This is a genomic window from Streptomyces lonarensis (assembly GCF_012033735.1).
Classification (GTDB): domain Bacteria; phylum Actinomycetota; class Actinomycetes; order Streptomycetales; family Streptomycetaceae; genus Streptomyces; species Streptomyces lonarensis.
Genome location: NZ_JAAVJD010000041.1, coordinates 1 through 25,637, shown reverse-complemented (window position 1 = coordinate 25,637; position 25,637 = coordinate 1). Strand labels below are relative to the sequence as shown.

At 74.3% G+C, this 25,637-nt stretch carries 26 protein-coding genes and 7 tRNA genes; 11 read left to right on the top strand and 22 right to left on the bottom strand.

Going from position 1 to position 25,637, the window contains the following annotated elements:
* Nucleotides 1-17: 17 nt before the first annotated feature.
* The 9 genes from ruvA to pgsA all read right to left on the bottom strand — a co-directional run bounded on the left by ruvA (nucleotide 18) and on the right by pgsA (nucleotide 7,566).
* Entirely contained in the window at nucleotides 18-641 is a 624-nt protein-coding gene (gene ruvA, locus HCN56_RS08275; protein WP_167968847.1) for a Holliday junction branch migration protein RuvA, read from the bottom strand.
* Nucleotides 638-1,186 carry a crossover junction endodeoxyribonuclease RuvC gene (gene ruvC, locus HCN56_RS08270; protein WP_167968846.1) on the bottom strand — a complete coding sequence of 183 codons (549 nt, stop codon included), beginning with the start codon at nucleotides 1,184-1,186 and terminating at the stop codon, nucleotides 638-640. Before ruvC ends, ruvA begins: the two co-directional genes overlap by 4 nt.
* A gap of 238 nt (nucleotides 1,187-1,424) precedes the next feature.
* Nucleotides 1,425-2,177 carry a YebC/PmpR family DNA-binding transcriptional regulator gene (locus tag HCN56_RS08265; protein WP_167968845.1) on the bottom strand — a complete coding sequence of 251 codons (753 nt, stop codon included), beginning with the start codon at nucleotides 2,175-2,177 and terminating at the stop codon, nucleotides 1,425-1,427.
* A gap of 44 nt (nucleotides 2,178-2,221) precedes the next feature.
* Nucleotides 2,222-2,881, bottom strand: coding sequence for a pyridoxal 5'-phosphate synthase glutaminase subunit PdxT (gene pdxT / locus HCN56_RS08260; RefSeq protein ID WP_376770854.1), 660 nt, complete (start codon nucleotides 2,879-2,881; stop codon nucleotides 2,222-2,224).
* A gap of 123 nt (nucleotides 2,882-3,004) precedes the next feature.
* Complete coding sequence (gene pdxS / locus HCN56_RS08255) at nucleotides 3,005-3,934, bottom strand: pyridoxal 5'-phosphate synthase lyase subunit PdxS (RefSeq protein WP_167968844.1); 930 nt, start codon at nucleotides 3,932-3,934, stop codon at nucleotides 3,005-3,007.
* 212 nt (nucleotides 3,935-4,146) lie between these two features.
* The gene (locus HCN56_RS08250) at nucleotides 4,147-4,710 is read right to left on the bottom strand and encodes a hypothetical protein (RefSeq protein WP_167968843.1); all 564 of its coding nucleotides are present in this window, start codon (nucleotides 4,708-4,710) and stop codon (nucleotides 4,147-4,149) included.
* A gap of 11 nt (nucleotides 4,711-4,721) precedes the next feature.
* Entirely contained in the window at nucleotides 4,722-5,873 is a 1,152-nt protein-coding gene (locus tag HCN56_RS08245) for a glycosyltransferase family 4 protein (protein ID WP_167968842.1), read from the bottom strand.
* Nucleotides 5,870-6,769, bottom strand: a complete 900-nt coding sequence (locus tag HCN56_RS08240) for a phosphatidylinositol mannoside acyltransferase (RefSeq protein WP_167968841.1) — start codon at nucleotides 6,767-6,769, stop codon at nucleotides 5,870-5,872. Before HCN56_RS08240 ends, HCN56_RS08245 begins: the two co-directional genes overlap by 4 nt.
* On the bottom strand, nucleotides 6,766-7,566 hold the full coding sequence (gene pgsA, locus HCN56_RS08235; RefSeq protein ID WP_167968840.1) for a phosphatidylinositol phosphate synthase: 801 nt from the start codon (nucleotides 7,564-7,566) through the stop codon (nucleotides 6,766-6,768). The genes HCN56_RS08240 and pgsA overlap by 4 nt, the downstream gene beginning before the upstream one ends.
* 307 nt (nucleotides 7,567-7,873) lie before the next feature.
* On the opposite strand from pgsA, the gene HCN56_RS08230 reads away from it, so the two are divergent.
* A complete protein-coding gene (locus tag HCN56_RS08230) occupies nucleotides 7,874-9,556 on the top strand; it encodes an AbeC-like domain-containing protein (protein WP_167968839.1) in 1,683 nt (560 codons plus the stop codon).
* Nucleotides 9,557-9,660: 104 nt separating this feature from the next.
* Here HCN56_RS08230 and HCN56_RS08225 read toward each other — a convergent pair whose 3' ends face one another.
* From HCN56_RS08225 to HCN56_RS08210, 4 genes are all read right to left on the bottom strand, one after another.
* Nucleotides 9,661-10,218, bottom strand: coding sequence for an HIT family protein (locus HCN56_RS08225; protein ID WP_167968838.1), 558 nt, complete (start codon nucleotides 10,216-10,218; stop codon nucleotides 9,661-9,663).
* Nucleotides 10,219-10,275: 57 nt separating this feature from the next.
* Nucleotides 10,276-12,201: a threonine--tRNA ligase gene (gene thrS / locus HCN56_RS08220; RefSeq protein ID WP_312871129.1), complete on the bottom strand. Its 1,926-nt coding sequence runs from the start codon at nucleotides 12,199-12,201 to the stop codon at nucleotides 10,276-10,278.
* A 230-nt stretch (nucleotides 12,202-12,431) separates the two neighbouring features.
* Nucleotides 12,432-12,503 (bottom strand) — tRNA-Val (locus HCN56_RS08215).
* A gap of 199 nt (nucleotides 12,504-12,702) precedes the next feature.
* Nucleotides 12,703-12,774 (bottom strand) — tRNA-Val (locus HCN56_RS08210).
* Between the two features lie 275 nt (nucleotides 12,775-13,049).
* On the opposite strand from HCN56_RS08210, the gene HCN56_RS08205 reads away from it, so the two are divergent.
* Both HCN56_RS08205 and HCN56_RS08200 read left to right on the top strand, forming a co-directional pair.
* Nucleotides 13,050-13,463 (top strand): SsgA family sporulation/cell division regulator, encoded by a 414-nt coding sequence (locus HCN56_RS08205; protein WP_167931486.1) that lies wholly within the window; start codon nucleotides 13,050-13,052, stop codon nucleotides 13,461-13,463.
* Between the two features lie 156 nt (nucleotides 13,464-13,619).
* The gene (locus HCN56_RS08200) at nucleotides 13,620-14,189 is read left to right on the top strand and encodes a CGNR zinc finger domain-containing protein (RefSeq protein WP_167968836.1); all 570 of its coding nucleotides are present in this window, start codon (nucleotides 13,620-13,622) and stop codon (nucleotides 14,187-14,189) included.
* A 40-nt stretch (nucleotides 14,190-14,229) separates the two neighbouring features.
* Here HCN56_RS08200 and HCN56_RS08195 read toward each other — a convergent pair whose 3' ends face one another.
* Nucleotides 14,230-14,418 carry a hypothetical protein gene (locus HCN56_RS08195; RefSeq protein WP_167968824.1) on the bottom strand — a complete coding sequence of 63 codons (189 nt, stop codon included), beginning with the start codon at nucleotides 14,416-14,418 and terminating at the stop codon, nucleotides 14,230-14,232.
* A 68-nt stretch (nucleotides 14,419-14,486) separates the two neighbouring features.
* Nucleotides 14,487-14,924: a hypothetical protein gene (locus HCN56_RS08190; RefSeq protein WP_167968835.1), complete on the bottom strand. Its 438-nt coding sequence runs from the start codon at nucleotides 14,922-14,924 to the stop codon at nucleotides 14,487-14,489.
* Between the two features lie 151 nt (nucleotides 14,925-15,075).
* Here HCN56_RS08190 and HCN56_RS08185 point away from each other — a divergent pair, with 151 nt between their 5' ends.
* Complete coding sequence (locus HCN56_RS08185; protein ID WP_167968834.1) at nucleotides 15,076-15,585, top strand: DsbA family protein; 510 nt, start codon at nucleotides 15,076-15,078, stop codon at nucleotides 15,583-15,585.
* Here the strand turns inward: HCN56_RS08185 and HCN56_RS08180 are convergent.
* From HCN56_RS08180 to HCN56_RS08170, 3 genes are all read right to left on the bottom strand, one after another.
* Nucleotides 15,569-16,411: a GNAT family N-acetyltransferase gene (locus tag HCN56_RS08180; RefSeq protein ID WP_167968833.1), complete on the bottom strand. Its 843-nt coding sequence runs from the start codon at nucleotides 16,409-16,411 to the stop codon at nucleotides 15,569-15,571. The two genes, HCN56_RS08185 and HCN56_RS08180, sit on opposite strands and share 17 nt — an antisense overlap.
* A 94-nt stretch (nucleotides 16,412-16,505) precedes the next feature.
* On the bottom strand, nucleotides 16,506-17,330 hold the full coding sequence (locus tag HCN56_RS08175) for an aminotransferase class IV (protein ID WP_167968832.1): 825 nt from the start codon (nucleotides 17,328-17,330) through the stop codon (nucleotides 16,506-16,508).
* Nucleotides 17,331-17,471: 141 nt separating this feature from the next.
* Nucleotides 17,472-18,488: a chorismate-binding protein gene (locus HCN56_RS08170; protein WP_167968831.1), complete on the bottom strand. Its 1,017-nt coding sequence runs from the start codon at nucleotides 18,486-18,488 to the stop codon at nucleotides 17,472-17,474.
* A gap of 145 nt (nucleotides 18,489-18,633) precedes the next feature.
* Here HCN56_RS08170 and HCN56_RS08165 point away from each other — a divergent pair.
* From HCN56_RS08165 to HCN56_RS08145, 5 genes are all read left to right on the top strand, one after another.
* Nucleotides 18,634-18,706: transfer RNA gene (locus tag HCN56_RS08165), tRNA-Gly, on the top strand.
* A gap of 20 nt (nucleotides 18,707-18,726) precedes the next feature.
* Nucleotides 18,727-18,797: transfer RNA gene (locus tag HCN56_RS08160), tRNA-Cys, on the top strand.
* Nucleotide 18,798: 1 nt separating this feature from the next.
* Nucleotides 18,799-18,873, top strand: a tRNA-Val gene (locus tag HCN56_RS08155).
* Nucleotides 18,874-18,893: 20 nt separating this feature from the next.
* Nucleotides 18,894-18,965, top strand: a tRNA-Val gene (locus tag HCN56_RS08150).
* Between the two features lie 24 nt (nucleotides 18,966-18,989).
* Nucleotides 18,990-19,064: transfer RNA gene (locus HCN56_RS08145), tRNA-Val, on the top strand.
* Nucleotides 19,065-19,272: 208 nt separating this feature from the next.
* Here HCN56_RS08145 and HCN56_RS08140 read toward each other — a convergent pair.
* The gene (locus tag HCN56_RS08140; RefSeq protein ID WP_167968830.1) at nucleotides 19,273-19,467 is read right to left on the bottom strand and encodes a hypothetical protein; all 195 of its coding nucleotides are present in this window, start codon (nucleotides 19,465-19,467) and stop codon (nucleotides 19,273-19,275) included.
* Between the two features lie 362 nt (nucleotides 19,468-19,829).
* Between HCN56_RS08140 and HCN56_RS08135 the strand changes: the two genes are divergently transcribed.
* Together HCN56_RS08135 and HCN56_RS08130 are read left to right on the top strand one after the other, a co-directional pair.
* Nucleotides 19,830-20,933, top strand: a complete 1,104-nt coding sequence (locus tag HCN56_RS08135; protein WP_209312491.1) for a serine/threonine-protein kinase — start codon at nucleotides 19,830-19,832, stop codon at nucleotides 20,931-20,933.
* A gap of 58 nt (nucleotides 20,934-20,991) precedes the next feature.
* The gene (locus HCN56_RS08130; RefSeq protein ID WP_167968828.1) at nucleotides 20,992-21,507 is read left to right on the top strand and encodes a GNAT family N-acetyltransferase; all 516 of its coding nucleotides are present in this window, start codon (nucleotides 20,992-20,994) and stop codon (nucleotides 21,505-21,507) included.
* A gap of 16 nt (nucleotides 21,508-21,523) precedes the next feature.
* On the opposite strand, the gene HCN56_RS08125 is transcribed toward HCN56_RS08130, so the two are convergent.
* From HCN56_RS08125 to cobT, 3 genes are all read right to left on the bottom strand, one after another.
* Nucleotides 21,524-22,360 (bottom strand): TrmH family RNA methyltransferase, encoded by an 837-nt coding sequence (locus HCN56_RS08125; RefSeq protein WP_167968827.1) that lies wholly within the window; start codon nucleotides 22,358-22,360, stop codon nucleotides 21,524-21,526.
* Nucleotides 22,357-23,673: a uroporphyrinogen-III C-methyltransferase gene (cobA, locus tag HCN56_RS08120; RefSeq protein ID WP_167968826.1), complete on the bottom strand. Its 1,317-nt coding sequence runs from the start codon at nucleotides 23,671-23,673 to the stop codon at nucleotides 22,357-22,359. The genes HCN56_RS08125 and cobA overlap by 4 nt, the downstream gene beginning before the upstream one ends.
* 173 nt (nucleotides 23,674-23,846) lie before the next feature.
* The coding region (gene cobT, locus HCN56_RS08115; protein WP_167968825.1) for a nicotinate-nucleotide--dimethylbenzimidazole phosphoribosyltransferase at nucleotides 23,847-25,637 on the bottom strand (1,791 nt) is incomplete at its 5' end.

Sequence of the window (25,637 nt, the reverse complement as noted above, 5' to 3'; positions counted from 1 at the left end):
GTCGGGCGCCGGGCGCGTCAGCGGGGGCGGCCCAGCGACTGGAGGGCGGCCCGCAGCAGGGCGCCCGTCTCCGGGGTCCGGCCCTCGGCCGCCTCCGCCTCGGCACGGGGGGTGACGGCCGTGACCGCCTCGTCGGCCTCGCGCGGGGCGTAGCCGAGCCCGACCAGCGCGCCGTGCAGCTGCTCCTGCCACGGCGACGGGCCGCGGGCGGCGGCGGGGGCCCGGACGGGGCCGCCGGTGGGGGCGCCCAGGCGGTCGCGGAGTTCGAGCAGCAGCTTCTGCGCCCCCTTCTTGCCGATGCCGGGGACAGCGGTGAGGGCCTTCTCGTCCCCCGCGGCGACCGCGGCGCGCAGCGCGTCCGGGGTGTGGACCGCGAGCATGGCCTGCGCGAGCCGGGGGCCGACCCCGCTGGCGGTCTGCAGCAGCTCGAAGGTCTGCCGCTCGTCATCGTCGGCGAAGCCGTACAGCGTCAGCGACTCCTCCCGCACGACCAGCGAGGTCGCCAGCCGGGCGCTCTCGCCGAGCCGCAGCGAGGCGAGGGTCCCCGGGCCGCACTGGACGCTCACCCCGAAGCCGCCGACCTCGACGACGGCGGCGTCCGGTGCGAGTGCGGCGACGGTGCCCTGGATGGAGGCGATCATGAACGGGCGCCCTTCGGGAGACGGGTTGCGGCGGTCCGGGCCCTGGCGGTCTCGTGGGCGAGGCGGTGCTGGGCGGGTGCCCGCCAGATGTGGCAGATGGCGAGGGCGAGGGCGTCGGCGGCGTCGGCGGGCCGGGGCAGTTCGGTCAGGCGGAGCAGCCGGGTGACCATCGCCCCGACCTGTGCCTTCTCGGCTCGGCCGCTGCCGGTGACGGCGGCCTTGACCTCGCTCGGGGTGTGCAGGGCGACCGGGAGGCCGCGGCGGGCGGCGCAGAGCATCGCCACCGCGCTGGCCTGGGCGGTGCCCATGACGGAGCGGACGTTGTGCTGGCTGAAGACCCGCTCCACGGCGACGCGTTCGGGTCGGTGGGTCTCCAACCACTCCTCCAGGCCGACCTCCAGGAGCCGCAGCCGTTCCGGGACGTCCGCCTCGACGGGCGTGCGGAGCGTTCCGACGCCGACCATCCGTAGCGGTCGGCCGGCCTCGCCCTCGACGACCCCGACACCGCACCTGGTCAGGCCGGGATCGACCCCCAGAACTCGCAACGCGCCTCCTTCTCGGGCCTGTTTGGAGCAGGCTACCGGCCCCCACCGACAGCGAGCGGCAGCGGGCCGGGCCGTGTCACGCGCCGGGCGCGACCGGCGGCGGACGGGCGACCGGCGGGTGCGGACGGGGCGGCGACGGCCGGGCGGCGGACCGGCCCGGACACCACGGACGGGCGGCCCCCGGCGCCGGTCAGGGCGCCGGGCGTGCCGCCCGTGGTCCGCGGGTGCCGCCGGCTTCTCAGGCCTCGACCTTCTCCATGACCTCGTCGGAGACGTCGAAGTTGGCGAAGACGTTCTGCACGTCGTCGCTGTCCTCCAGCGCGTCGACCAGCTTGAAGATCTTGCGCGCGCCGTCCTCGTCGAGCTCCACCTGCATGGTGGGGACGAAGTTCGCCTCGGCGGAGTCGTAGTCGATCCCCGCCTCCTGGAGCGCGGTGCGCACGGCGACGAGGTCGCCGGCCTCGCTGAGCACCTCGAAGGAGTCACCGATGTCGTTGACCTCCTCGACGCCGGCCTCCAGGACCGCGCCGAGGACCTCGTCCTCGCTCAGGCCGCTCTTGGGCACGACGACGACGCCCTTGCGGTTGAAGAGGTAGGAGACCGAGCCCGGGTCGGCCATCGAACCGCCGTTGCGGGTCATGGCGACCCGGACGTCGGAGGCGGCGCGGTTCCGGTTGTCGGTGAGGCACTCGATGAGCACGGCCACGCCGTTGGGGCCGTAGCCCTCGTACATGATCGTCTCGTAGTCGGCGCCGCCGGCCTCGATCCCGGCGCCGCGCTTGACGGCGGAGTCGATGTTCTTGTTGGGCACCGAGCTCTTCTTCGCCTTCTGGATGGCGTCGAAGAGTGTCGGGTTGCCGTCGGGGTCGGCCCCGCCGGTGCGCGCCGCGACCTCGATGTTCTTGATCAGCTTGGCGAAGAGCTTGCCGCGCTTGGCATCGATCACGGCCTTCTTGTGCTTTGTGGTTGCCCACTTAGAGTGGCCGGACACAGCCTCGCTCCTTCACAGTCACCAACAGTACCGGGACCGGAATCCTACCGCCCGGCTCCCGCGGCCTCGCCCGCGACGTCCGGTGCCCCGGCGGCGAGCGCCACCATGTCGGTGAAGAGCCGGTGCACCCGGGTGTCCCCGGTCAGCTCGGGATGGAAGGCGGTGGCGAGCAGCGGACCCTGCCGCACGGCGACCGGGTGGCCCTCGTAGGACGCCAGCACCTCGGCCCCGGCGCCGACCGACTCGACCCAGGGGGCGCGGATGAAGACGCCGTGCACCGGGCCGCCCTCGATGCCGGCGAGAGCGATCTCCGCCTCGAAGGACTCGTTCTGCCGCCCGAAGGCGTTGCGTCGCACGACCATGTCGATGCCGCCGACCGTCTCCTGCCCGGAGCGGGGGTCGAGGATGCCGTCGGCCAGCATGATCATGCCCGCGCACGAGCCGTAGACCGGCAGCCCGGCGCGCACCCGGTCGCGCAGCGGCTCCATCAGCCCGAAGGCCACCGCCAGTTTGGAGATCGTGGTGGACTCGCCGCCCGGGATCACCAGGCCGTCGACGGCGGCCAGTTCCTCGGGGCGTCGGACCGTCGTCGCCCGCGCGCCCGCGGCGGTCAGCGCCGCCAGGTGTTCACGGACGTCGCCCTGGAGGGCGAGCACCCCCACAGCGGGGCGGAGCACGGCATCGGCGGGGTTCGGGATGGTCACGGCTGGCCTTTCGGGAACGGGTGCGGCGGGCGGGGCGTGCCGGGGCACGGCCCGCCCGCCGGGGTCGGTCGCGTCGGGGCCGGCCGCGTCGCCGTCAGCGGGCGGCGCGGCCGGTGGCCGGGGTCACCAGCCGCGGTCGGCGTACCGCTGGCTGTCGGGCAGGTCGTCGCAGTTGATGCCGACCATGGCCTCGCCCAGCGCCCGGGAGGCGTCGGCGATGACCTTCGGGTCGTCGTAGAAGGTGGTGGCCTTCACGATCGCCGCGGCGCGCTTGGCCGGGTCGCCGGACTTGAAGATGCCGGAGCCGACGAAGACGCCCTCGGCACCGAGCTGCCGCATCAGCGCGGCGTCGGCGGGGGTGGCCACGCCGCCGGCGGAGAAGAGCACCACCGGGAGCTTGCCGAGCGCGGCCACCTCGGCGACCAGCTCGTAGGGGGCGCGCAGCTCCTTGGCGGCGGCGTACAGCTCGTTGCGGTCGTAGCCGCGCAGCCGGGCGATCTCGCCGCGGATCTGCCGCATGTGGCGGACCGCCTCGACGACGTTGCCGGTGCCGGCCTCGCCCTTGGAGCGGATCATGGCAGCGCCCTCGGCGATGCGGCGCAGCGCCTCACCCAGGTTGGTGGCGCCGCAGACGAAGGGGGTGGTGAAGGCGAACTTGTCGCTGTGGTTGACCTCGTCGGCCGGGGTCAGCACCTCGGACTCGTCGATGTAGTCGACGCCGAGCGCCTGGAGGATCTGGGCCTCGACGAAGTGGCCGATGCGGGACTTGGCCATGACGGGGATCGAGACGGCCTCGATGATCCCCTCGATCATGTCCGGGTCGGACATGCGGGCGACGCCGCCGTCCTTGCGGATGTCGGCCGGCACCCGCTCCAGCGCCATCACCGCGACCGCGCCGGCGTCCTCGGCGATCTTCGCCTGCTCCGGCGTGACCACGTCCATGATGACGCCGCCCTTGAGCTGCTCGGCCATGCCGCGCTTGACCCGCGCGGTGCCGGTCTCGGCGGCGGTACCGGTGGTGGCGTCGGACGTGCTGGGGGGCGTGGTGGACACGGGGCGACCTCTCGTCGGTTGTCGGGTGCCGGTGGCGCGCCCGCCGGAGTCCGGCCGACGCGTCCCGCGACCGGTGGCCCGCGGTGGCCGCCCACCGGGTGCCGGGGGCGCGGACGGGAACCGGTCCGTCCACGATGAAAGCGGACGCCGACCCCTGCCGCAAAGGGCCAATCCGGGAGCGGTGGACCGCCCGCGAGGGACTTTGGCCCCGGTCAGGCGCCCCGGGCGGCTCCCGGGTCCGCGGCGCGGGCGGCGAGCGCCGCGGGCGGTTCGTCGTCCATCTCGAAGGCCAGGGGGAACGCCGCGTGGCCGGCGAGGCGGAACCAGCGGACCTTGCGGTGGCGGTGCAGCGCCCGCGCGGCACGTACCCCGTCGTTGTGGAACCGCCGTGCCATGGGGACGCGGCGTACCGCGGCGCCCAACTCGGCCACCGCCTCCGCTCCCCCGGGCGCCTCGCGGACCGCCGTGACCTGGCCGGGTTCACCGAAGACCGCCCGCAGCGCCTGGCTCAGCTCGCTCTCGGCGACCTCGCGGTGGTCCGGCTCGGCCTGCCGTGCCGCGTGGGCGGCCTGGTAGAGCACCATCGAGGCGGCCGGGTCGAAGACGCCGGAGGTCGCCAGCTCCTGCGCCACGGAGGCCCGGCGCAGCAGCTGGGCGTCGAGCGCGGCCCGGGCGGCGTCGATCCGGGTGTGGAGCCGGTCGAGGCGGCCCGCGGTCCAGCTGAGGTAGACCCCCGTCAGGAGCAGTACGGCGCAGATGATGATCAGGGTCGTCACGAGGGGACAGGCTACCCGCGCGGGGTGGTGCGCTCGTCGGGTGCGACGGCGACCGCGCCCTCGGTGACGGTCTCGTACACCGCGAGGATGTCGGCGCCCACCGTGGTCCAGTCGAACCGGCGCACGTGGGCGGAGGCGCTCTCCCGCAGCGCGTCCCGGCGGGCCGGGTCCCCCAGCAGCCGGACGGCGGCGCGGGCGAGGGCGTCGGCGTCCTCGTTGGCGAAGAGCTCGCCGGCGGCCCCCTGGTCGAGGACCTGGGCGAAGGCGTCCAGGTCGCTGGCGAGGACGGGCGCCCCGGCGGACATCGCCTCCACCAGGATGATGCCGAAGCTCTCACCGCCGGTGTTGGGTGCCACGTAGAGGTCGACGGAGCGCAGGAAGCGCGCCTTGTCCTCGTCGCTGACCATGCCGAGGAACTCCACGTGGTCGCGGAGACGGGCGGGCAGCGAGGCCACGGCCTGCTCGGCGTCGCCGCGCCCGGCGACCAGGAGCCGGGTGCCCGGGCGCTGCGCCACGATCTCGGGCAGGGCCCGCATCAGGACGGGCAGTCCCTTGCGGGGTTCGTCGATCCGCCCCACGAAGCCGATGGTCGGGGCCTCGGGGGTGCCGGTCCACTCGGGCCGGGTGTCGGCGCGCGCGAAGAAGTCGACGTCGACGCCGTTGGGGATGACGACGGCGTCACCGCCGAGGTGCTCCACGAGGGTGCGGCGGGCGTACTCGCTGACGGCGATCCGCGCGCTGATCTTCTCCAGCGCCGCCTGCAGCATGGAGTAGGCGGCGATCATCGCCCGCGAGCGGGGGTTGGAGGTGTGGAAGGTCGCGACGATCGGTCCCCGCGCCGCCCAGCAGGTCAGCAGCGCCAGCGAGGGCGCCGCCGGCTCGTGGACGTGGAGCACGTCGAAGTCGCCGTCGAGGACCCAGCGGCGGACCCGCGCGGCGGAGAGCGGACCGAAGTTCAGCCGGGCGACCGACCCGTTGTAGGGCACCGGGACGGTGCGCCCGGCGGAGACCAGGTACGCGGGCAGTCCTGACTCGTCGTCGGCCGGGGCGAGCACCGACACCTCGTGGCCGAGGCGGATGAGGTGCTCGGCGAGGTCGCGGACGTGGAACTGGACGCCGCCGGGGACGTCCCAGGCGTAGGGGCAGACGATGCCGATCCTCACGCTGTCCCTCCCCGGGCGAGGTCGCTCAGCCACAGCCGCTGCAGCATGTGCCAGTCCTCGGGGTGGCGCGCGATGCCGGCGGCGAACTCGTCGGCCAGCCGCTGGGTCATCGCGGCGCCGCGCTGCGCGCGGGTCCCCTCGTCCGGGACCTCGACGGGGTCGTGGACACGCACCTGGAGGACGGGGGTGGTGTCGTACCAGAGGGTGACGGGGAAGAGCGCGGCGCCGGTCTGCTGGGCGAGCAGCGCGGGCCCGGCCGGCATGCGGGTCGGTTCGCCGAAGAAGTCGACCTCGACCCCGGACGCGGAGAGGTCGCGGTCGGCGACGAGCGCGACCACGCCGCCGGCGCGGAGCCGGCGGGCGAGGGTGCCGAAGGCGGAGCCGCCGGTGTGCGGCAGCACCTCCATCCCCAGCCCCTCGCGGTAGGCGACGAACCGGTCGTAGAGGGTCTCGGGCCGCAGCCGCTCGGCGACGGTGGTGAAGGGCAGGTCGGCGGCGCCGGCCAGCCAGGCCCCGGCGAGGTCCCAGTTCCCCATGTGGGGCAGCGCCAGGACGACGCCTCGCCCCTGCGCCACCGTGTCGGTGACCCGTGACATCTCGTGGACGTGGACCCCGGTGCGGACCCGGTCCTCGGACCACACGGGCAGCCGGAACGACTCCACCCAGTAGCGGAGGTAGGAGCGCATGCCGGCTCGGGAGAGCTCGCGCAGTTCGTCGGCGGTCGACCCCGGGCGCACCCGTGCCAGGTTGGCCTCCAGCTGCCGCACGCCCCGGCCGCGGCGGCGCCAGGCGGCGTCGGCGGTGGCACGGCCGAGGGCCGCGGCGGCGGGTTCGGGGAGCCGCTTGACCGAGGACCAACCGAGGCCGTACAGCGTGTCCGCCAGCTGTTCCCTCATCGCTGCTCACCGCCGTCGGCGCCGCGGGGGTCCTCGGCCGGGTCGGTGGGGCGGGCGTTGCCGGCCGCTGCCGCCTCCTGTGCCGCGGCCTCCAGTCGGGCCGCCTCGGCGGCGTCGGCCTCGGCCGACTCCCGGCGGACGGTCACCACGCGCTGGACGAGAGTGACGAGGCTGCCCACGGCGACCACCCACAGGGCCACCGGCAGCAGCACCTGGATGTGCGGCACGCCGAAGAGGGTGAAGCCGGAGAGGCCGGTGAGGACCAGGGTGATGACCAGCCGCTCGGAGCGCTCCACCAGCCCGTTGACGCTGACCGGCAGGCCGATCGACTCGCCGCGCGCCTTGGTGTAGCTGACCACCTGGCCGGAGGCGAGACAGAACATGGCGACGCCGCAGAGGAGGAGGTCGTCGCCGCGCCCGGCGTACCAGAGCGCCAGCCCGGCGAAGATCGCCGAGTCGGCGAGCCGGTCGAGCGTCGAGTCCAGGAACGCGCCCCAGCGGCTGGAACGGCCCAGTTGCCGCGCCATGTTGCCGTCGATCAGGTCCGAGAACACGAAGAGGGTGATGACGACGGTGCCCCAGAAGAACTCGCCGCGCGGGTAGAAGACCAGGGCCCCCGCCATCACTCCGCCGGTGCCCACCAGGGTGACCACGTCCGGGCTGACGCGCAGCCGGATCAGCAGCGCGGCGAGGGGGGTGAAGACACGCGTGAAGAAGGCACGCGCGTACTTGTTGAGCATGGTCTTCCCAACAGCTCGGGGCGGGCCGGGTGGTCGTTCGGCCACCGGCGGCCCCATCGTAGCCAGCGGACGGACGGGCGGGGTCGCCGGGCGCTCACCGGGCGGGCGGCGGAACAGGGGCGAGGAAGGGGCCGGGGAGCGGGCGGCAGGGGCGGCGCAGCCCGCGAGGGGGCGGAGCGGGGGCGGGTTCCGGTCGGTTCCGGACGGGCTTCGTGCGATCAGCCCGGCGCGCGGCCCGCCGCGGCTACCCTGGTCTGGTGCCGTGCCCGGTTCGTCGGGGCCGGCGGCCGACCCCCGTTCGCGCGGGGGCCGTTGGGGCCGACCGGACGCGGACGTGAACCGATCCCGAGCTGGGGGTGTACCGATGGCGGGCCTGGAGGAGCTCAAACGCTCGGTGGGGGTGGACTTCGACTTCAGCCCCGGCGCGCAGGTGCCGTTGTCGGGTGCCGGCCACGGCCAGACCGCGGCGGGCTCGGCGCTGGCCGCGACCGCCTACCGGGACGGCGAGGCCAAGTCGATCAAGGACCCGAACGGCAAGGCCGCGGTCAGCGATCCGAAGATCTCGCTGCTGGAACCGAACCTGGGTGAGGCTTTCACCCGTGCGGTGGAGACACGGATGCTCGCCTCCGACCGCAAGCCGCTGATCCAGTCCTTCGGTGTGGAGCCCCACACCGTGGTGGAGCACGCGATCGCCGCCAAGCGGATTCGGACGCAGCGCGACAACCGGCTGACGTTGATCATGCTGGTGTGCGGCGTCCTCTTCCTGCCCGGCGTCCTGGTCTGGCTGGGCCTGTTCCAGGCCCGCCGGACGCTGGCCGGCTCGAAAGACAAGCGCGCGGGGGCGATCGGGACGGCGGCGCTCATCGCGCTCGCCGTGCTGGCGGTCCTGCTGGTGGTGACACTGCCGGTGAACGGCCTGCTGCAGCTGTACGTGTGGCTGGTGCTGCCCGCGCCGATCATCGGCTGGCTGTGGGCCAAGCGCATCAGCGAGCAGGCGGCGCAGAACCTGCGGGCCCACTGGGCCAACCTCGCCGGCGGCGGCGGCGCGGGGGCGAAGATCCCCGAGGCGGTCCCGCAGAACCCGAACGACGCGGAGGCCGAGCGGCTGCGGCTGGGGCTGGCGAAGATCGCCGCGGAGCAGGAGTCCAACGTCGCGTACTACGCGGGCCCCGAGGGCATCCTCGGCATGGGCGTGCGCTGGGGCAGCTGGCAGCTGGCGGAGGATCTGGTGCCGGCCGAGGCGGGCAAGGACATCGACCCGTTCCGGAGCTGGGACGTCGTGCGCGCCATGCAGGACCAGCTCCGCATGCTGGAGCGGACCCCGGTGCACACCGGCGGCTTCAAGTCGCCGCCGGAGATCAAGCACTGGGTGGTGCGGCACGTCGGGGAGGGCGCGGGCGCGGTCTCGCGTCCCGACGGCCCGAACGTCGAGGCCTACAGCATCAACGCCATCGAGGTGCAGCGGATCTGCAACGAGCAGCAGTTCGACAGCAACGACCGGCACTACCTCGGGGTGCAGTTCGTGCTGTGGGACGGCGGGCTGGTCATCACCATGCTGATCAGCGTGACGGTGCTGCACCGGACGCTGCGGATCGAGGTCAACGGCCACGCGCTGGGCCCGACCCACCCGTGGTTCTACGGCAAGCCGGCGGGCAAGAGCCGCAGCTACCGCAACCCGGTCAAGCCGTGGACGAAGATCTCGCAGAGCCTGCCGCTGGTGGACGCCAAGGAGACGGTGCGGTTGGCGGCCCGGGCCCCGCTGGCCCGTTTCAACCCGAAGAAGCTCGACGAGCTGGGCGGGAAGATGAGCCTGCCCGAGCCGTTCGGCGTCCGGCACGTCTGGGCCACCAAGCCGTGGCGGCACCGGTTCATGGCGGACGACGCGCTCCGGGTGGCGACGCCCGTACTGCGCGTCGCCCATCAGGCCGCCATCAAGGTGCTGGCCGAGAACAACGTGGACGTCTCGCAGTTCAAGGCCCGTGCCTCGGGGCTGAGCGGCGCGGTGCAGGCGGTGGAGCCGCGCAAGGCGGACGAGTACGGCATGTGAGACCGACCGTACGAGAGGGACGGCCGGTGGCCGCGGGGGCAGCCCCCGGGCCGCCGGCCGTCTCGGTCTCTCCCCCGGCACGCCGGGGCCGCGGGGCGGTCGCCTCAGGCCGGCCAGGCGGCGGCGATCGCCGCGCGGCTGTCGGCGAGCAGTTGCGGGAGCACCTTGGTCTGCCCCACCACCGGCATGAAGTTGGCGTCGCCGCCCCAGCGGGGCACCACGTGCTGGTGGAGGTGGGCCGCGATACCGGCGCCCGCGACGTCGCCCTGGTTGAGGCCGATGTTGAATCCCTGCGGGCCGGCCGAGGCACGGATCGCCCGCATCGCGCGCTTGGTGAACTCCGCCAGTTCGGCGGTCTCCGGGCCGGTCAGGTCGGTGTAGTCGGCGACGTGGCGGTACGGCACGGTGAGCAGGTGCCCGGAGTTGTAGGGGTAGAGGTTGAGGACGGCGTAGACGTGCTCGCCGCGGGCGACGACCAGCCCCTCCTCGTCACCCAGTCCGGGGATCGCACAGAACGGGCAACCGTCGCCCGCCCCGGGCCCGGTGGGCTTTCCCTCGCCCTGGATGTAGGCCATCCGGTGGGGCGTCCAGAGGCGTTGGTAGCCGTCCGGTTCCCCGGCGCCGGTCTGCTGCTCGGGCTCACGCGTCATGCCGGCCAGCATAGGACGGGCGGCCGGCTCGGGACCGTTCGGGTCCCGAGCCGGCCGCCTACTCCGCGGTCAGATCTGGGCGCGGGTCCGCACGAGTTCGCGGAGTTCGGCCAGTGCCTCCTCGCGGGGCACCCCGTTGCGCTGGGTGCCGTCGCGGTACCGGAAGGAGACCGCGCCGGCGGCGACGTCCTCGTCACCCGCGATGATCATGAGCGGGGTCTTCTGCTTCTGCGCGTTGCGGATCTTCTTCTGCATCCGGTCCGACGAGGCGTCGACCTCGACGCGCAGCCCGCTCGCCTTCGCCTCGGCGGCGAACTCCTGGAGGTAGGGCACGTGGGCGTCGCCGATCGGGATGCCGACCGCCTGCACCGGGGCCAGCCAGGGCGGGAAGACGCCCGCGTAGTGCTCCAGCAGCACCGCGAAGAACCGCTCGATCGACCCGAAGAGGGCCCGGTGGATGACGACCGGGCGCTGCCGGCTGCCGTCGGCGGCGGTGTACTCCAGCTCGAACCGCTCGGGCATGTTGAAGTCGACCTGGATGGTGGACATCTGCCAGGTGCGGCCGATGGCGTCCTTGGCCTGCACGGAGATCTTGGGCCCGTAGAACGCGGCGCCGGCCGGGTCCATGACCAGCTCCAGCCCCTGCTTCTCCGCCGCCTGGCGCAGCGCCGCGGTGGACTCCTCCCAGACCTCGTCGGAGCCGACGAACTTCTCCGGGTCCTTGGTGGAGAGCTCCAGGTAGAAGTCGTCCAGGCCGTAGTCCCGCAGCAGGTTGAGCACGAAGGTGAGGAGCGAGTCGAGCTCGTCCGCCATCTGCTCGCGGGTGCAGTAGATGTGCGAGTCGTCCTGGGTGAAGCCCCGGGCCCGGGTCAGGCCGTGGACCACGCCGGACTTCTCGTAGCGGTAGACGGTGCCGAACTCGAACAGTCGCAGCGGGAGTTCGCGGTAGGAACGGCCGCGCGCGTCGAAGATCAGGTGGTGCATCGGGCAGTTCATGGGCTTCAGGTAGTAGTCCTGTCCCCCGTCGAGCTGCATGGGCGGGTACATGCCGTCGGCGTACCAGTCGAGGTGGCCCGACTTCTCGAAGAGGGTGCCCTTGGTGGCGTGCGGGGTGTAGACGAACTCGTAGCCGGACTCCTCGTGGCGGCGGCGGGAGTAGTCCTCCATGACGCGCCGGACGACGCCGCCGCGAGGGTGGAAGACGGCCAGTCCGGAGCCGATCTCCTCGGGGATGGAGAAGAGGTCCAGCTCGGCGCCGAGCTTGCGGTGGTCGCGCTTCTCGGCCTCGGCGAGGAACTCCAGGTGCGCCTTGAGTTCGTCGCGGCTCGGCCAGGCGGTGCCGTAGATCCGCTGCAGCTGCGGGTTCTTCTCGCTGCCGCGCCAGTAGGCGGCTGCGGAGCGCATCAGCTTCACGGCCGGGATGAGCCGGGTGGTGGGCAGGTGCGGACCGCGGCAGAGGTCCTTCCAGCACAGCTCGCCGGTCTTGGCGTCGACGTTGTCGTAGATGGTCAGCTCACCGGCGCCGACCTCTGCCGACGCACCCTCGGCGGCCTCGGCGGCGGAGCCCTTGAGCCCGATCAGCTCCAGCTTGAAGGGCTCGGCGGCGAGTTCCTCCCGGGCCTCGTCGTCGCTGACGACGCGCCGCTCGAAGCGCTGACCGCGCTTGATGATCTCCTGCATCTTCTTCTCGACGCGCTTGAGGTCGTCGGGATTGAACGGGTCCTCGACGTCGAAGTCGTAGTAGAAGCCGTCGCGGATGGGCGGGCCGATACCGAGGCGGGCGGAGGGGAACAGCTCCTGGACCGCCTGGGCCATCACGTGGGCCGCGGAGTGCCGCAGGATGTCGAGGCCGTCGGCGGAGCCGATCTCGACGGGCTCCACCTCGTCGCCCTCACCCAGCTCGTGGGCCAGGTCGCGCAGCTCACCGCCGACGCGTGCGGCGACGATCGAGCGCTCACCCTCGAACAGGGCGGCCGCGGTAGTGCCCGTGGTCACCACACGCTCTTCCCGCTCGGAATCGCGATGGATGGTCACACGGACGTCCGACACCGGTCTCTCCTCAACACAGGCCCAGCCGCCGCGGCGGTCGCCGCGGCCGCGTGAATCGTACCGAGGGCGGTGGTCACGGGGCGAAACGCTTTCCGGGCCCCGGGTGGCCCCGCGTCGCACCCGGCGCGAGCACGCGAAAGCCGGTCCGTCTGCGGACGGACCGGCTTTCGCAGGGGTGGGCGATACTGGGTTCGAACCAGTGACCTCTTCGGTGTGAACGAAGCGCTCTTCCGCTGAGCTAATCGCCCCTCGCGTCGGTGCCCTGCGGCACGTGAGAACCATACAGGTCGGTCACCGTCCGTCCAAACCTGCACCCCTGCCGGGCCCTCACGGCCCCCGCCGCGGGCGACGCCGGCGGGTCGGGCGCACCCCGGTCGGCCGACCGGGCGGAAACACGGAAACACCGAGGGGCCGGAGCACGAAGCTCCGACCCCTCGGCCGTTGCGGTGGGCGATACTGGGTTCGAACCAGTGACCTCTTCGGTGTGAACGAAGCGCTCTTCCACTGAGCTAATCGCCCGCTGCGGTGATCACAGACTACCCCACCCGACGTCGTGCCCCCGCACCCCTCACCCACCCACCCCGCAGGACCCCCCTCACCCACAAGAGACCATGTTCGAACATTTGTCGCAATCACCCACGCGGGCGAGCCGACCCCCCACAGACTGCGCCATTCGAATGACTTCAAACCTCGCAAATGGCACAGAAGGGTTTACAACCCACCAGTACGTGGCACATCGATCTCGCCGACGTGCGAAGCCCCGAGCGCACACTGAGCGAAAGGCATTGGCGCCTATGAACACCACGGTCAGCTGCGAGCTGCACCTGCGCCTCGTCGTATCGAGCGAGTCGTCACTGCCCGTACCCGCAGGACTGCGGTATGACACCGGCGATCCGTACGCCGTGCATGCCACCTTCCACACCGGAGCGGAGGAGACCGTCGAGTGGGTCTTCGCCCGCGACCTGCTGGCCGAGGGGCTCCACCGGCCCACCGGCACCGGTGACGTCCGGGTGTGGCCGTCACGCAGCCACGGTCAGGGGGTGGTCTGCATCGCCCTCAGCTCGCCCGAGGGCGAGGCCTTGCTGGAGGCTCCCGCCCGAGCTCTGGAGTCCTTCCTCAAGCGGACCGACGCGGCGGTGCCGCCCGGTACCGAACACCGCCACTTCGACCTCGACACCGAGCTCTCCCACATCCTCGCGGAGAGCTGAGGCCGTCGGCCCCGCCGTCCGAACTCGGGGCGACGGCGGGGCCGGGCAACGGCCCGCGCGTGCCGGGTACCGCCGCACCACCACGCGGCGGTACCCGGCACGCGCGTTAGAGTTTCCCGGTTACTCGCCGCGCCCTCGGACCGGGAGACCCACCAGGTGCTCATCAACCACGACACGCGGTGCGCGCTGGACCACGTGGTCGAGCTCCTCAACACCGCCCCCGCCGCCGGGGAGGGCGAACGCCTCACCGACGTCGCCGCCCTCCGCACGTTCGTCGGCACCCTCACCGTCAGCGGCATCGTGCTCGCGGACCTCACCGAGGCCGACCTCGACGGCGTGCTCCGCACCCGTGAGCGGTTCGAGCGCGTCCTGGCCGCCGACTCGGGACGGGAGGTCGCCGGGCTGCTCAACGAGATGGTGGCCTCGGCCGGCACCACCCCGCAGCTGACCGACCACGACGGGTACGACTGGCACGTCCACTACTTCGCCCCCGGGGCCTCCCTCGCCGACCACCTCGCGGCCGACTGCGGCATGGCGCTGGGGTTCCTGCTGGTTGCGGGGGAGCTGGAACGGCTGCGGCACTGCGAGGCACCGGACTGCGGCCGTGCCTTCGTCGACCTCTCCCGCAACCGCTCGCGCCGCTACTGCGACAGCCGCACCTGCGGCAACCGGCTGCACGTCGCCGCCTACCGGGCGCGGCAGCGCCAGGCGGACGCCGCCCGCTGAGGGCGGGCGGCGGGGACCAGCAGGCCTCACAGCGGGAGCATCACAACAGGAACAGGTCGTGCACCGCCGCGACGGTCAACAAGGTCCCGATCACCGCAAGGAAGATGATGAGCGGGAGTTGGGCAAGGGCGAAGAGGCAGCCGCGCTGCTGTTCTTCGGCCCGCCGCCCGGGAAGCGGCGGGCGGTCGGTCGTGAGCGGGGAGATCGCTCCCCGTGTTCTGTACGCCATCTCCCGGCGATCATGGCGCAGATCAGACCCCCGTCGAGCCCAAAGGGCCCCCAGGGGCTGCTAATTCGTCAGATCCCGTGTTTTTTGAGGATCGCTTCGATGTCCGAGAAGTCCTCCGTCCCGGTGCCCCCCGCCTGCTTCTTGGCGGGCGCCTCACGGCGCGGGGCGGACGGGAGCTCCCCGCCGGCCGCCGCGGCCGGGACGGCCGACGGCTCCTGCCCCGGGGTCGGGCCGGAGCCCCCGTCCGGGACACCCCGGGCATCCAGCGCACGGGCCACCATGAACAGCACCACCGCGAGGCCGACCAGTGCGACACCGGCCCACGCGAGCGGATTGAAGGTCATGTTGAGAACGAACCGCACCACACCCGTCATGGCCAGGCCCATCGGCAGCAGCGCCACCGAGGCGGTGCGCAGCCCCGTCGCGTAGCGGCGGCGCCGGAACGAGCGGTAGGCGAACCAGAGCCCTCCTGCGGTGAGCGTGCCGCAGACGGCGTAAATCAGCATCCCAAGCATGGTTCCATCCTGCCGCGCCACGCCCGGATCAGCCATCCTCCGGCCGAATGTCAGGGACATTTCGGGGTGAGCCGCATCCGCCGCCGCAGCAAGGCCGCGACCGGGGCGCCGCCGCCCGCCGGAGGGGAGGGAGAATACGGCCATGAACGATTCTCCCGGAGCCGCCGTCCTCGACGTGTGGTGCGACCTCCAGTGCCCGGACTGCCACCTCGCGCAGAGCGACCTCGCCGCGTTGCGGGAGCGGTTCGGCGAGACCCTGACCATCCGGCTGCGGCACTTTCCCCTCCCCCGCCACCCGCACGCGCTCGCGGCGGCCCAGGCCGCCGAGGAGGCCTACGCCCAGGGCCGCGGTGACGCGTTCGTCGCCGCTCTCCTGGCGCGCACCGGGGAGCTGGGGAAGCGCGGCCAGCCGGTGCTGCTGGAGCTCGCGGCCGAACTGGGTCTCGACGCCGAGGAGATGGACACCGCGCTGATCGACGGCCGCCACATGCTCATGGTCGACGCGGACCAGGCCGAGGGCGCGGCCCTCGGCGTCACGGGGACCCCGACCTATCTGATCGATGGGCAGCGGCTCGACGGCGGGGCGAGCCAGGAGGGGCTGCGCGAGCGGATCACCGGGATCGCCGAGTCGCTGCTCAGCCGATCGGCTTGACGGTGTTCACCGTGACCGTGCGGTACCCCAGAGCGTCGTAGAGCCGTCGGGCCGGGGTGTTGTCGGCGAAGACGTGCAGCCCGAGCAGGCGCAGGCCGGCGGCGGCGCAGACCCGCTCCGCCTCGACCATCAGGGCGCGGCCCAGCCCCCGGCCCCGCTGCTCCGGCGCGACGGCCACCGAGTAGACGTAGGACTCGGCGCCGTCGGGAAGCTCCCCGCCGTTGCGGAGCCACAGCGCCCCGGCGCGCCCGCCCCCGATCTCCAGCACCCGCAGGATGGTCCCCGGGGTCACCGGGCCCTCGGCCAGCAGCCGGGTGTACGCGCTGTCCGCGCGGCGGGCCGCGGCGGCCGGCGGGAGACCGCGGTCGGTCCAGGCGCGGACGTAGTCCTCCCGCTCGGCAGCCAGCCACTCCGGGTACTCCGCCGCGCTCATCTCCCGCAGCGCCACCCCGGCCGGCAGCTCGGGCCCGCCGGCGTCGGGAGCGACCTCCTTGACCATGTTCCGGCTCCGCTCCACCCAGCCCAGCTGCTCGGCGAGGCGGAGCGCGGCGCTGCCGTCGGCGTCGAGACGGAGCTCGACGGCGCCGCACCCCCAACCCCGCAGCACCTCCTCGGCGGCGAGGGCCGCCACCGTCCCTCGCCCGCGGCGGCGGTCGGCGGGGTCCACCACCAGCTCGTGGATTCTGCCCACCGGGGCGTCCCCGGGGTCCGCGGCCAGATGGACCCGGCCGGCGGGGCGGCCGTTGACGGAGATGGTGTAGCGGCGGGAGCGGCCGCCCGCGGCGTCGCGCTCCTCGGGGCCGGTGGGTCGCAGTGTGGTCGTCACCTCAGCATCCTCGCGCACGTCCGCCGCCACCGACCAGCCCCCGCCGGGATCGGGACCCGCCGGAGACCGGCGCCGGGGGGGGCGGCGCCGGCCGTCAGGGGTCGACGTCGGCGGCGGCGCGCTCGGCGAAGACCCGCATCGCCTCGGCGGTCACCGGGCCGGGCGCGGCGGGCAGGTCGCGGCCGTCGAGCCGGGCGACGGCCTGCACGTCGCGGGTGGTGGAGGTGAGGAAGACCTCCTCGGCGCGCTCCAGCGCGTCCATCGGCAGCTCGGCCTCCTGCGCGTCGGTCCACTCCAGCACCAGCGCACGCGTGACCCCCGCCAGCGCCCCCGAGGAGAGCGGCGGGGTCCAGGCGCGGCTGCCCAGCACGACGAAGACGTTGGTGCCGGTGCCCTCGCAGAGCGCGCCGGTGGTGTTGGGGAAGATCGCCTCGGTGGCGGCGCGCGCCCGTGCCGCGGCCAGCGCCACGACGTTCTCGCCGTAGGAGGTGGTCTTCAGCCCGCTGAGGGCGCCGCGCTCGTTCCTCGTCCACCGCACGGTGACGGCGGCGGTGGTGTCGGGGCGGCGGGTGATCGGGAAGTGGGCGGCGAGCACGGTGGGGGTGACCGTCTCCGCGCGGTCGGAGCCCATCGGGGCGCTGCCGCCGGTGTACGTCAGGCGGAGCCGTCCCAGGGGGTGGGGCGAGGCGGCGACCGTCTCGTGGCAGGCGCGGCGCAGCTCGGCGAGGTCGGGGGCGGGGAGGCCGAGCCCGGCGGCCGACCGGGCGAGCCGGTCGAGGTGGCGGGTGAGGGCGAACGGCGCGCCGTCCACGGTCTTCATCGTCTCGAAGACGCCGTCCCCCACGGTCAGCCCGTGGTCGAAGACGGAGACGCCCGCCTCCTGCTCGGTCCGCAGGGTGCCGTTGAGCCAGATCCGCATGTGTCCCTCGCCTCGCCGCTGTCGGTCGGCGGCCCGGTGGGCGCACGGCTGGGCCGGGCACGGGGCCGCGGCCTCCAGCCTAGGGCGGAGTGCCGCGGTCCGCGTCGGACGCGCCCCGCGGCCGGCCGCACCGGCCGGGGTTCAGCCGGCCGCGACGGTGAGCAGGCGGGCCGCCTTGAGCTCGGTCTCGCGCCACTCGTGGTCGGGGTCGGAGCCCCAGGTGATCCCGGCGCCGGTTCCGAACCGCAGCAGTGGGGGCCCGTCCGCGGGCCGGTCGATCCAGAAGGTGCGGATGGCGACCGCGAGGGTCCCGGTGCCGCGGTCGGCGTCCACCCAGCCGACCCCGCCGCAGTAGGGGCCGCGCGGCGCCGTCTCCAGGGCCTCGATGACGGCCAGGGCGCTGGACTTGGGGGCTCCGGTGACGGAGCCCGGGGGGAAGGTGTGCTCCAGCAGCTCGGGCCAGCCGGCGCCCGGGGCGAGGCGGCCGCGCACCGTGGAGACGAGGTGCACCAGCCCGGGGTGGGTCTCGGTGACGCACAGCTCGGGCACGGTGACGGTGCCCGGGGCGCAGACCCGGCCGAGGTCGTTGCGGACCAGGTCCACGATCATGACGTTCTCGGCGTGGTCCTTGGGGAGCAGTTCCCCGGCGGTGGGGGCGGTGCCCTTGATCGGTCCGGACTCCACGGTGTCGCCGGTCCGCCGCAGGTACAGCTCGGGGGAGGCCGTGGCGATCTCCACGCCGTGGCGCGGCAGTCGGATCGTCCCTGCGTGGGGCGCGGGGTTGCCGGCCGCCAGGTGCGCGGTGAGGGCGTCGATGTCGGCGCCGGGTTCCACGGCGGCCGAGAGCACGCGGCAGAGGTTGGCCTGGTAGACCTCGCCGGCGGCTATGTGGGCGCGGATGCGGCGCACCCCGGCGGTGTAGGCCTCCCGGTCGAGCGAGCTGTGCCAGCCGTCGGTGGCGGGGCCGCGCCACCGGCCGGGCGGGGGGACCGGCGCGGGACGCACGTCGCCGAACCGGGCGCAGACCAACCCGCCGTCGTACCGTGCCGCCACCGCCCACCAGCCGCTGGACGACAGGGCCCGCGGATCGTCGGTCACGTCGCGCAGGTCGGTGGCGAGCAGGCCGCCGAAGCGGGCCATGGGGGCGAGTTCGTGCACGTGAGCGAGTCTAGGACGGGGGTCCGCATCCGGACCCCCGGGCCGGTCCGCCGCACACCCCGTGGGGAACCGAGTTTGAGCTGTCACCGGAATCGGATAGAGTTCACCACGTCGCCGGGACGCGTGAGCGGACCGGAACGGCAATGCGGACGTAGCTCAGTTGGTAGAGCACCACCTTGCCAAGGTGGATGTCGCGAGTTCGAGTCTCGTCGTCCGCTCTCGAGGGCCTGTCCCTCGTGGTGGAGTGGCCGAGAGGCGAGGCAACGGCCTGCAAAGCCGTCTACACGGGTTCAAATCCCGTCTCCACCTCGGACGATTAGCTCAGCGGGAGAGCGCTTCCCTGACACGGAAGAGGTCACTGGTTCAATCCCAGTATCGTCCACCACGCCCCCTCGGGGGTTGCCCGCGCGATTAGCTCAGCGGGAGAGCGCTTCCCTGACACGGAAGAGGTCACTGGTTCAATCCCAGTATCGCGCACGGGTGCTTCGGCACCGTCCTCCCGGACGATTAGCTCAGCGGGAGAGCGCTTCCCTGACACGGAAGAGGTCACTGGTTCAATCCCAGTATCGTCCACCACCGGCAGCGGCCGGGGAACCACGGTTCCTCGGCCGCTGTGCTGTCTCCTGCCGGCTGTGCGGGGTCGCCCGTGCGGGTGGTCCGCGCCGGGGAATGACGGTGGCCGGGGACCTGTTCCGTCCCCGGCCACCGTGCCGTCCGACACCCCCGTCCCCACGGGGCCGTCATCCGGTGCGAGCAGGCCCGGCCGCTCTTCCGGGCCCGGGTGTCACCACCCGATCGCACCGGCCACGGACGACACCTGTGTCACGACCGCCTCCACCCCGCCGAACAGCACGGCGAGCGCGAGGGCGAACGGAAGCACCATGGCGAGCGCGACGAGGGGATGGCGGCGGCCGTTCGCCTGGCCGTACTCCAGCGGCCGGTCCTTCACCGGTGCCGCCGACGGTGCCGCCTGGGCCATTCCCGCCACCTCCTGCTCGCCGTCCCGTCGTCTCCCCCGCCCGCCGACCGGGGCCGGGGCGAGGGGAGTTGTCACGTGGTCGCGGCGGGCGGTCGGCCTCGGGGGGCGAGTACCGCTGACTGCCCGCCGCTGGTTCCCACGCTAGGGCGCGGGCCGGGCCGCCGTCGTCCCCCCGCCGTACCGTCCGGGCGCATCCGGGAGGATGACGGCGCGCGGCCGGTGTCGTCCTGAAGGTGGACTCCCCCTCCCCCGTCTCAGGGTTGTCCCCCAAGGGCGCGTCGGCTGCGCGGCCTGTCGGCGCCCAGGGCCCTCAGTCCGTAAGCTGTCGGCGACAGTGCAACGGGCCGGCGACGGGGATGGACATGGCGATGATGCGGCTGCGGCGCGAGGACCCCCGGGTCGTCGGCTCGTTCCGGCTGCACCGGCGCCTGGGGGCCGGCGGCATGGGAGTGGTCTACCTCGGCTCCGACCGGCGCGGCCAGCGCGTCGCGCTGAAGGTGATCCGCCCGGACCTCGCGGAGGACCCGGAGTTCCGGTCCCGGTTCGCGCGGGAGGTCTCCGCGGCGCGCCGCATCCGCGGCGGGTGCACCGCACGGCTGGTGGCGGCCGACCTCGACGCGGCGAAGCCGTGGTTCGCGACCCAGTACGTGCCGGGCCCCTCGCTCCACGACCGGGTGGCCTCGGACGGGCCGCTGCCGGCGGCGGAGACCGCCGCGATCGGCGCGGCGCTGGCGGAGGGGTTGGTCGCCGTCCACGAGGCGGGCGTCGTCCACCGCGATCTCAAGCCCTCCAACATCCTGCTGTCGCCCAAGGGTCCGCGCATCATCGACTTCGGCATCGCGTGGGCGACGGGCGCCTCCACCCTGACGCACGTCGGGACCGCGGTGGGCTCCCCCGGCTTCCTCGCGCCGGAGCAGGTCCGGGGCGTGGCCGTCACCCCGGCGACCGACGTCTTCTCGCTGGGGGCGACCCTCGCCCATGCCGCGCTCGGCGAGTCGCCGTTCGGCGAGGGCAGTTCGGAGGTCCTGCTCTACCGGGTGGTGCACGAGGAGGCCCAACTGCGGGGCGTGCCCGCCGCGCTGGGCCCGCTGCTGCGCGCCTGCCTGGCCAAGCAGCCCGAGGAGCGCCCGACCACCCTGCAACTCTCCATGCGGCTGAAGGAGATCGCGACCCGCGAGGCGCGGGGCGCCGGTCTCGGGATGCAGCGGCAGGCCGCGGCGGTGGCGCCGCGCGAGACCCCGGCGCCGCCCGCGCCGCGCAGGTCCACCGCGCCGGCCCGTCCCGCCCAGCGCCCGGACCGTCCGGCGCGCGGTGGGCGGCCGCGCGCGCCGGAGCGCCGCCGGCCTGCTGCCGGGCGGCGGCGCTGGGACACCCGGTTGCTGCGGCAGCGGGTGGTGGTCTTCGTGACGGTGACCTTCCTGGTCGCGCTCGGCATCGCGGCGGCACAGGGCCAGAGCCCGTTGTGACGTAGGACGCCTCACGGCGCCCACCGAGCCGGCCGGCGCGGATGAGACGATGGCGCCCATGCTGATCAGGGAAGCGACCGACCGGGACTGGTCGGCGATCTGGCCGTTCTTCCATCGGATCGTGGCGGCGGGTGACACCTTCTGCTACGACACCGGCACCACCGAGCAGCAGGGGCGCGCGCTGTGGATGCTGCCGCCGCCGGCGCGCGTGACGGTGGCGGTCGACGACGGCGGTGCGGTGCTGGGCAGCGCCAAGATGTACCCGAACCAGGGCGGCAACGGCGCGCACGTGGCGAGCGCCAGCTACATGGTCGACCCGGGTGCCGGAGGTCGCGGCGCGGGGCGGGCGCTGGTGGAGGAGAGCCTGAGCTGGGCGCGGGGCGCCGGGTACCGCGCGATGCAGTACAACGCGGTGGTGGAGACCAACGTGCACGCCGTGCGGCTCTACCGCACTCTCGGCTTCTCGGTCGTGGGCACCGTGCCGGAGGCGTTCCTGCACCCCGCCGAGGGGTACGTCGGCCTCCACGTGATGCGGGCGCCGCTCGCGCCGGCCGGCGGTGACGCCTCGGGCTGACCGCGCTCGGCGGGGGTCAGGGCCGGGTCGCGTAGAACGCCACCGCGGAGGCCGCGGCGACGTTGAGGGAGTCGACCCCCGCCGTCATCGGGATTCGCACCCGCAGGTCGCTGCCGCGCAGCGCGTGCGGCGACAGCCCCTCCCCCTCGGTGCCCAGCAGCAGCGCCAGCCGGTCCGGTCGCCGGGCGGCCAGCTCGTCGAGGGTCACGGAGTCGTCGGCCAGGCAGAGTGCCGCCGTGGTGTAGCCGTGCTCCCCGAGGAGGGCGAGGTCCCGGGGGTAGGACTGGAACCGGGTCCACGGCAGCTGCAGCACCGCGCCCATCGACACCTTGACCGCACGACGGTACAGCGGGTCCGCGCAGCGGGGCGACAGCAGGACGGCGTCCACCCCGAGCGCGGCGGCGTTCCGGAAGGCGGCGCCGACGTTGGCGTGGTCGACGATGTCCTCCAAGACCGCCACCCGGCGGGGTGCGCCCGCCTCCGCACCGGTCAACAGGCCGCCGACGGCCGGCAGTACGGGCCGGTGCAGCGCGGCGAGCGCCCCACGGTGGACGTGGTAGCCGGTCACCTCTCGGGCGACCTCGGGCTCCACGACGTAGACCGGCGCGGCGAGGTTCTCCCAGACCTCCCGCATCTGCTCCGCCCACCGGGGCGTCAGCAGCAGCGACCGCGCGGCGTGGCCCGCGAGCAGCGCGCGGCGGATGACCTTCTCCCCCTCGGCCATGAAGAGGCCCTCGGCGGGCTCGCGGCGGCTGCGGAGCGCCACGTCGGTGAGGTCGGTGTAGTCGGCCAGCCGTGGGTCCGCCGGGTCGGCGACGTGCACGGGGCCGGGGTGGGGGCCGGGGGTGGTCATCCCGCGCTCCCCGCCGCGCCGGAGGCGTCGTCCGGCGTCGCCGCATCCCCGGTGCCGCACCGGGCCGCCGGCGCGGCGAGCGTGGCCGGTTCCGCCGCGGCGACGACCTCGCCCACCACGATGACGGCCGGCGGCCGCAGTGCGTGGGCGGTGATCGTCGTGGCCAGGTCGGCGAGGGTGGCGTCGACCCGCCGCTGTGCGGCGGTGGTGCCCTCCTGGATGACCGCGACCGGGGTGTCGGCGGCGCGACCGTGCCGCACCAGCACCTCGGCGATGGCGCCGGCACGCTCCACCGCCATCAGCAGCACGAGGGTGCCGCGCAGCCGGGCGAGCGCCGGCCAGTCCACCAGGGACCGCGGGTCGTCGGGAGCGAGGTGGCCGCTGACGACCGTGAACTCGTGGGCGACGCCGCGGTGGGTCACCGGGATGCCGGCGGCGGCCGGCACGCTGACCGCCGAGGTGATCCCGGGGACCACGGTGACGGGGAACCCGGCGCGCGCGACCGCGTTGGCCTCCTCCATCCCGCGGCCGAAGACGTAGGGGTCGCCGCCCTTCAGACGCACCACGTTCAGCCCGGCGCGGGCGTGCTCGACGAGCGCCTCGTTGATCGCCTCCTGGGCCATGGCGCGGCCGTACGGGATCTTCGCCGCGTCCACCACCCGGGTGTGGGCCGGGAGTTCGTCCAGCAGGTCGCGCGGGCCCAGGCGGTCGGCGACCACCACGTCCGCCTCGGCCAGCAGTCGGCGGCCCCGCACCGTGATGAGGTCCGGGTCTCCCGGGCCGCCACCGACGATCGCGACGCCGGGGGTGCGGGCGCGGTGGCGGGGCGCGGCGAGCGAGCCGTCGCGCAGTCCCTCGACCACGGCGTCCCGCACCGCGGCGGAGCGCCGGGGGTCGCGGCCGGTGAGGACGGCGACGGTGACGCCGTCGGTGCGGCCGGTGGCCGGGGTCCAGGCGGTGGCCGCCGCGGCGTCGTCGCTGCGGACGCACCAGATCCGGCGCTCCTCCGCCTCGGCGGAGGCCGCGTGGTTGACCTCGGGGTCGTCGGTGGCGATCAACGCGTACCAGGCGCCGTCGAGGTCGCCGGGGCGGTAGCCGCGGCGCTCCCAGCGGATCTCCCCGGCGGTCGCCATGGCCTCGACGGTGGGAGTGGCCTCGGGCGAGACCAGCAGCACGTCCGCGCCTGCGGCGACGAGCGCGGGGAGCCGGCGCCGCGCGACGGCCCCGCCGCCGAGGACCAGTACACGGCGGCCTGCCAGGCGCAGCCCGACGGGGTAGGCGGGCGGTCCCGGCGGAGGTGGGGAGGAGGACATGGTGCGGCTGCCTCTCTGGGGCGTGCTCAGCGGTGCGGCGGCAGGCGGCGCGCCGCCCTCACCCTAGTCGCCGGGCGCGGCGGGCCGCCGTGCGGTCCGGCCGCCGGGACGGCCCGCACGGCGGGTGCGTTCGGCGGTGCGGGCCGGTGGTGCGCCCGGTGGTGCGGCGCGGGTCAGCGGCCGGCGACGCCCGTGCTGTCGAAGGTGGCGACCTCGCGCAGGGCCCGCGCGGCCGCCTGCACCACCGGCAGCGCCAGCAGCGCGCCGGTGCCCTCGCCCATCCGCAGGTCGAGGTCGACCAGCGGCCGCAGCCCCAGGGCGGTGAGTGCCGCGAGGTGCCCCGGGTCGGCGCCCCGGTGGCCCGCGACGCACGCGGAGACCGACTCGGGCGCGATCGCGCGGGCGACCAGCGCGGCGGCGCCGGCGGTGACGCCGTCGAGGATCACCGGGACCCGCATCGAGGCACCGCCGAGGATCAGACCGGTGAGCGCCGCGTGCTCCAGTCCGCCGACCGCGGCCAGGACGGCGATCGGGTCGGCGGGGTCCGGCCGGTGCAGATCGAGCGCGGCCCGCACGACGGCCACCTTCCGCGCGTGGGTGTCGTCGTCGACCCCCGAGCCGCGGCCGGTGACCTCGGCGGCGTCGGCACCGGTGAAGACGGCGGTCAGCGCGGCGGAGACGGTCGTGTTGGCCACGCCCATCTCCCCCGTGAGCAGCGCCCGGTTCCCGGCGGCGACGAGGTCGCGCGCCGTCTCCACGCCGACCTCCAGCGCCCGCAGCACCTCGGCCCGGGTCAGGGCCGGGCCGCCGGTGAAGTCACCGGTGCCGGCGCGCACCTTGCGTGGCATCAGTCCGGGCATCGCCGGCAGCTCGCCGCGGACCCCCACGTCGATGACGCAGACCTCGGCGCCGACCTGCGCGGCGAAGGCGTTGCAGACCGCTCCCCCGCCGAGGAAGTTGGCGACCATCTGGGCGGTCACCTCCTGCGGCCAGGAGCTCACGCCCTGGGCGTGGACGCCGTGGTCCCCGGCGAAGACGGCGAGCGCGGCGGGCTCGGGGACGGGCGGCGGGCAGCTGCGTGTCAGCCCGCACAGCTGGGCGGAGATGACCTCCAGCGCGCCGAGCGCCCCGGGCGGCTTGGTCATGCGGCGCTGCCGCTCCCACGCCTCGGCCAGGGACTGGGCGTCCAGCGGCCGGATGGCGGCCAGCGTCTCACCGAGCAGGTCGTGCGGGGCCGCGCCGGGCAGGGCGCGCCGGCCGTACGACTCCTCGTGCACCACCCAGGAGAGCGGACGGCCGGTGGCCGGGTCGGTCTCCGGGCCCGCCTCGCGCGGCGCGGCGTCGACATGCCCGACGCAGAGGTAGGCGACGATCTCCAGGTGCTCGGGCAGCCCGAGGACGGCGCCGAGTTCACGGTCGTCGTGGAAGCCGATCCAGCCGACGCCCAGCCCTTCGGCGCGCGCCGCGAGCATGAGGTTCTCCACGGCGAGGGCGGCGGAGTACGGCGCGGCGTCCGGGCCGCCGAGCGGGCCGAGCGCGGGGCGGCCGCCCCGCGTGCCGTCGGCGGTGACGACGATCGTGACCGGCGCCTCCAGGACGGCGCGGGCGGCGGGTTCCGGCAGTTGCCGCGCGCGGGCGCGCGGCAGCGACTTGGCGTACTCCTCGTGCTGACGGCGCACCAGGTCGTGGACGGCGGTGCGGGTCTCCTGGGAGCGGATGACGAGGAAGTCCCAGGGCTGCGCCGGGCCGACGGCGGGCGCGGTGTGGGCGGCCTCCAGGAGCCGCAGCAGCTGGTCGTGCTCGACCGGCTCGGGCAGGAAGCCGTGCTGGATGTCGCGGCGGTCCCGCATCAGCCGATGGATGGTGTCCCGCTCGCCCTCGTCGTACCCGGCGGCGACAGGGTCGGCAACGGGGTGCGTCAGGGCGGTGGCGACGGCGGGCCCCGGAGGGGCCGCCGTCGGGCC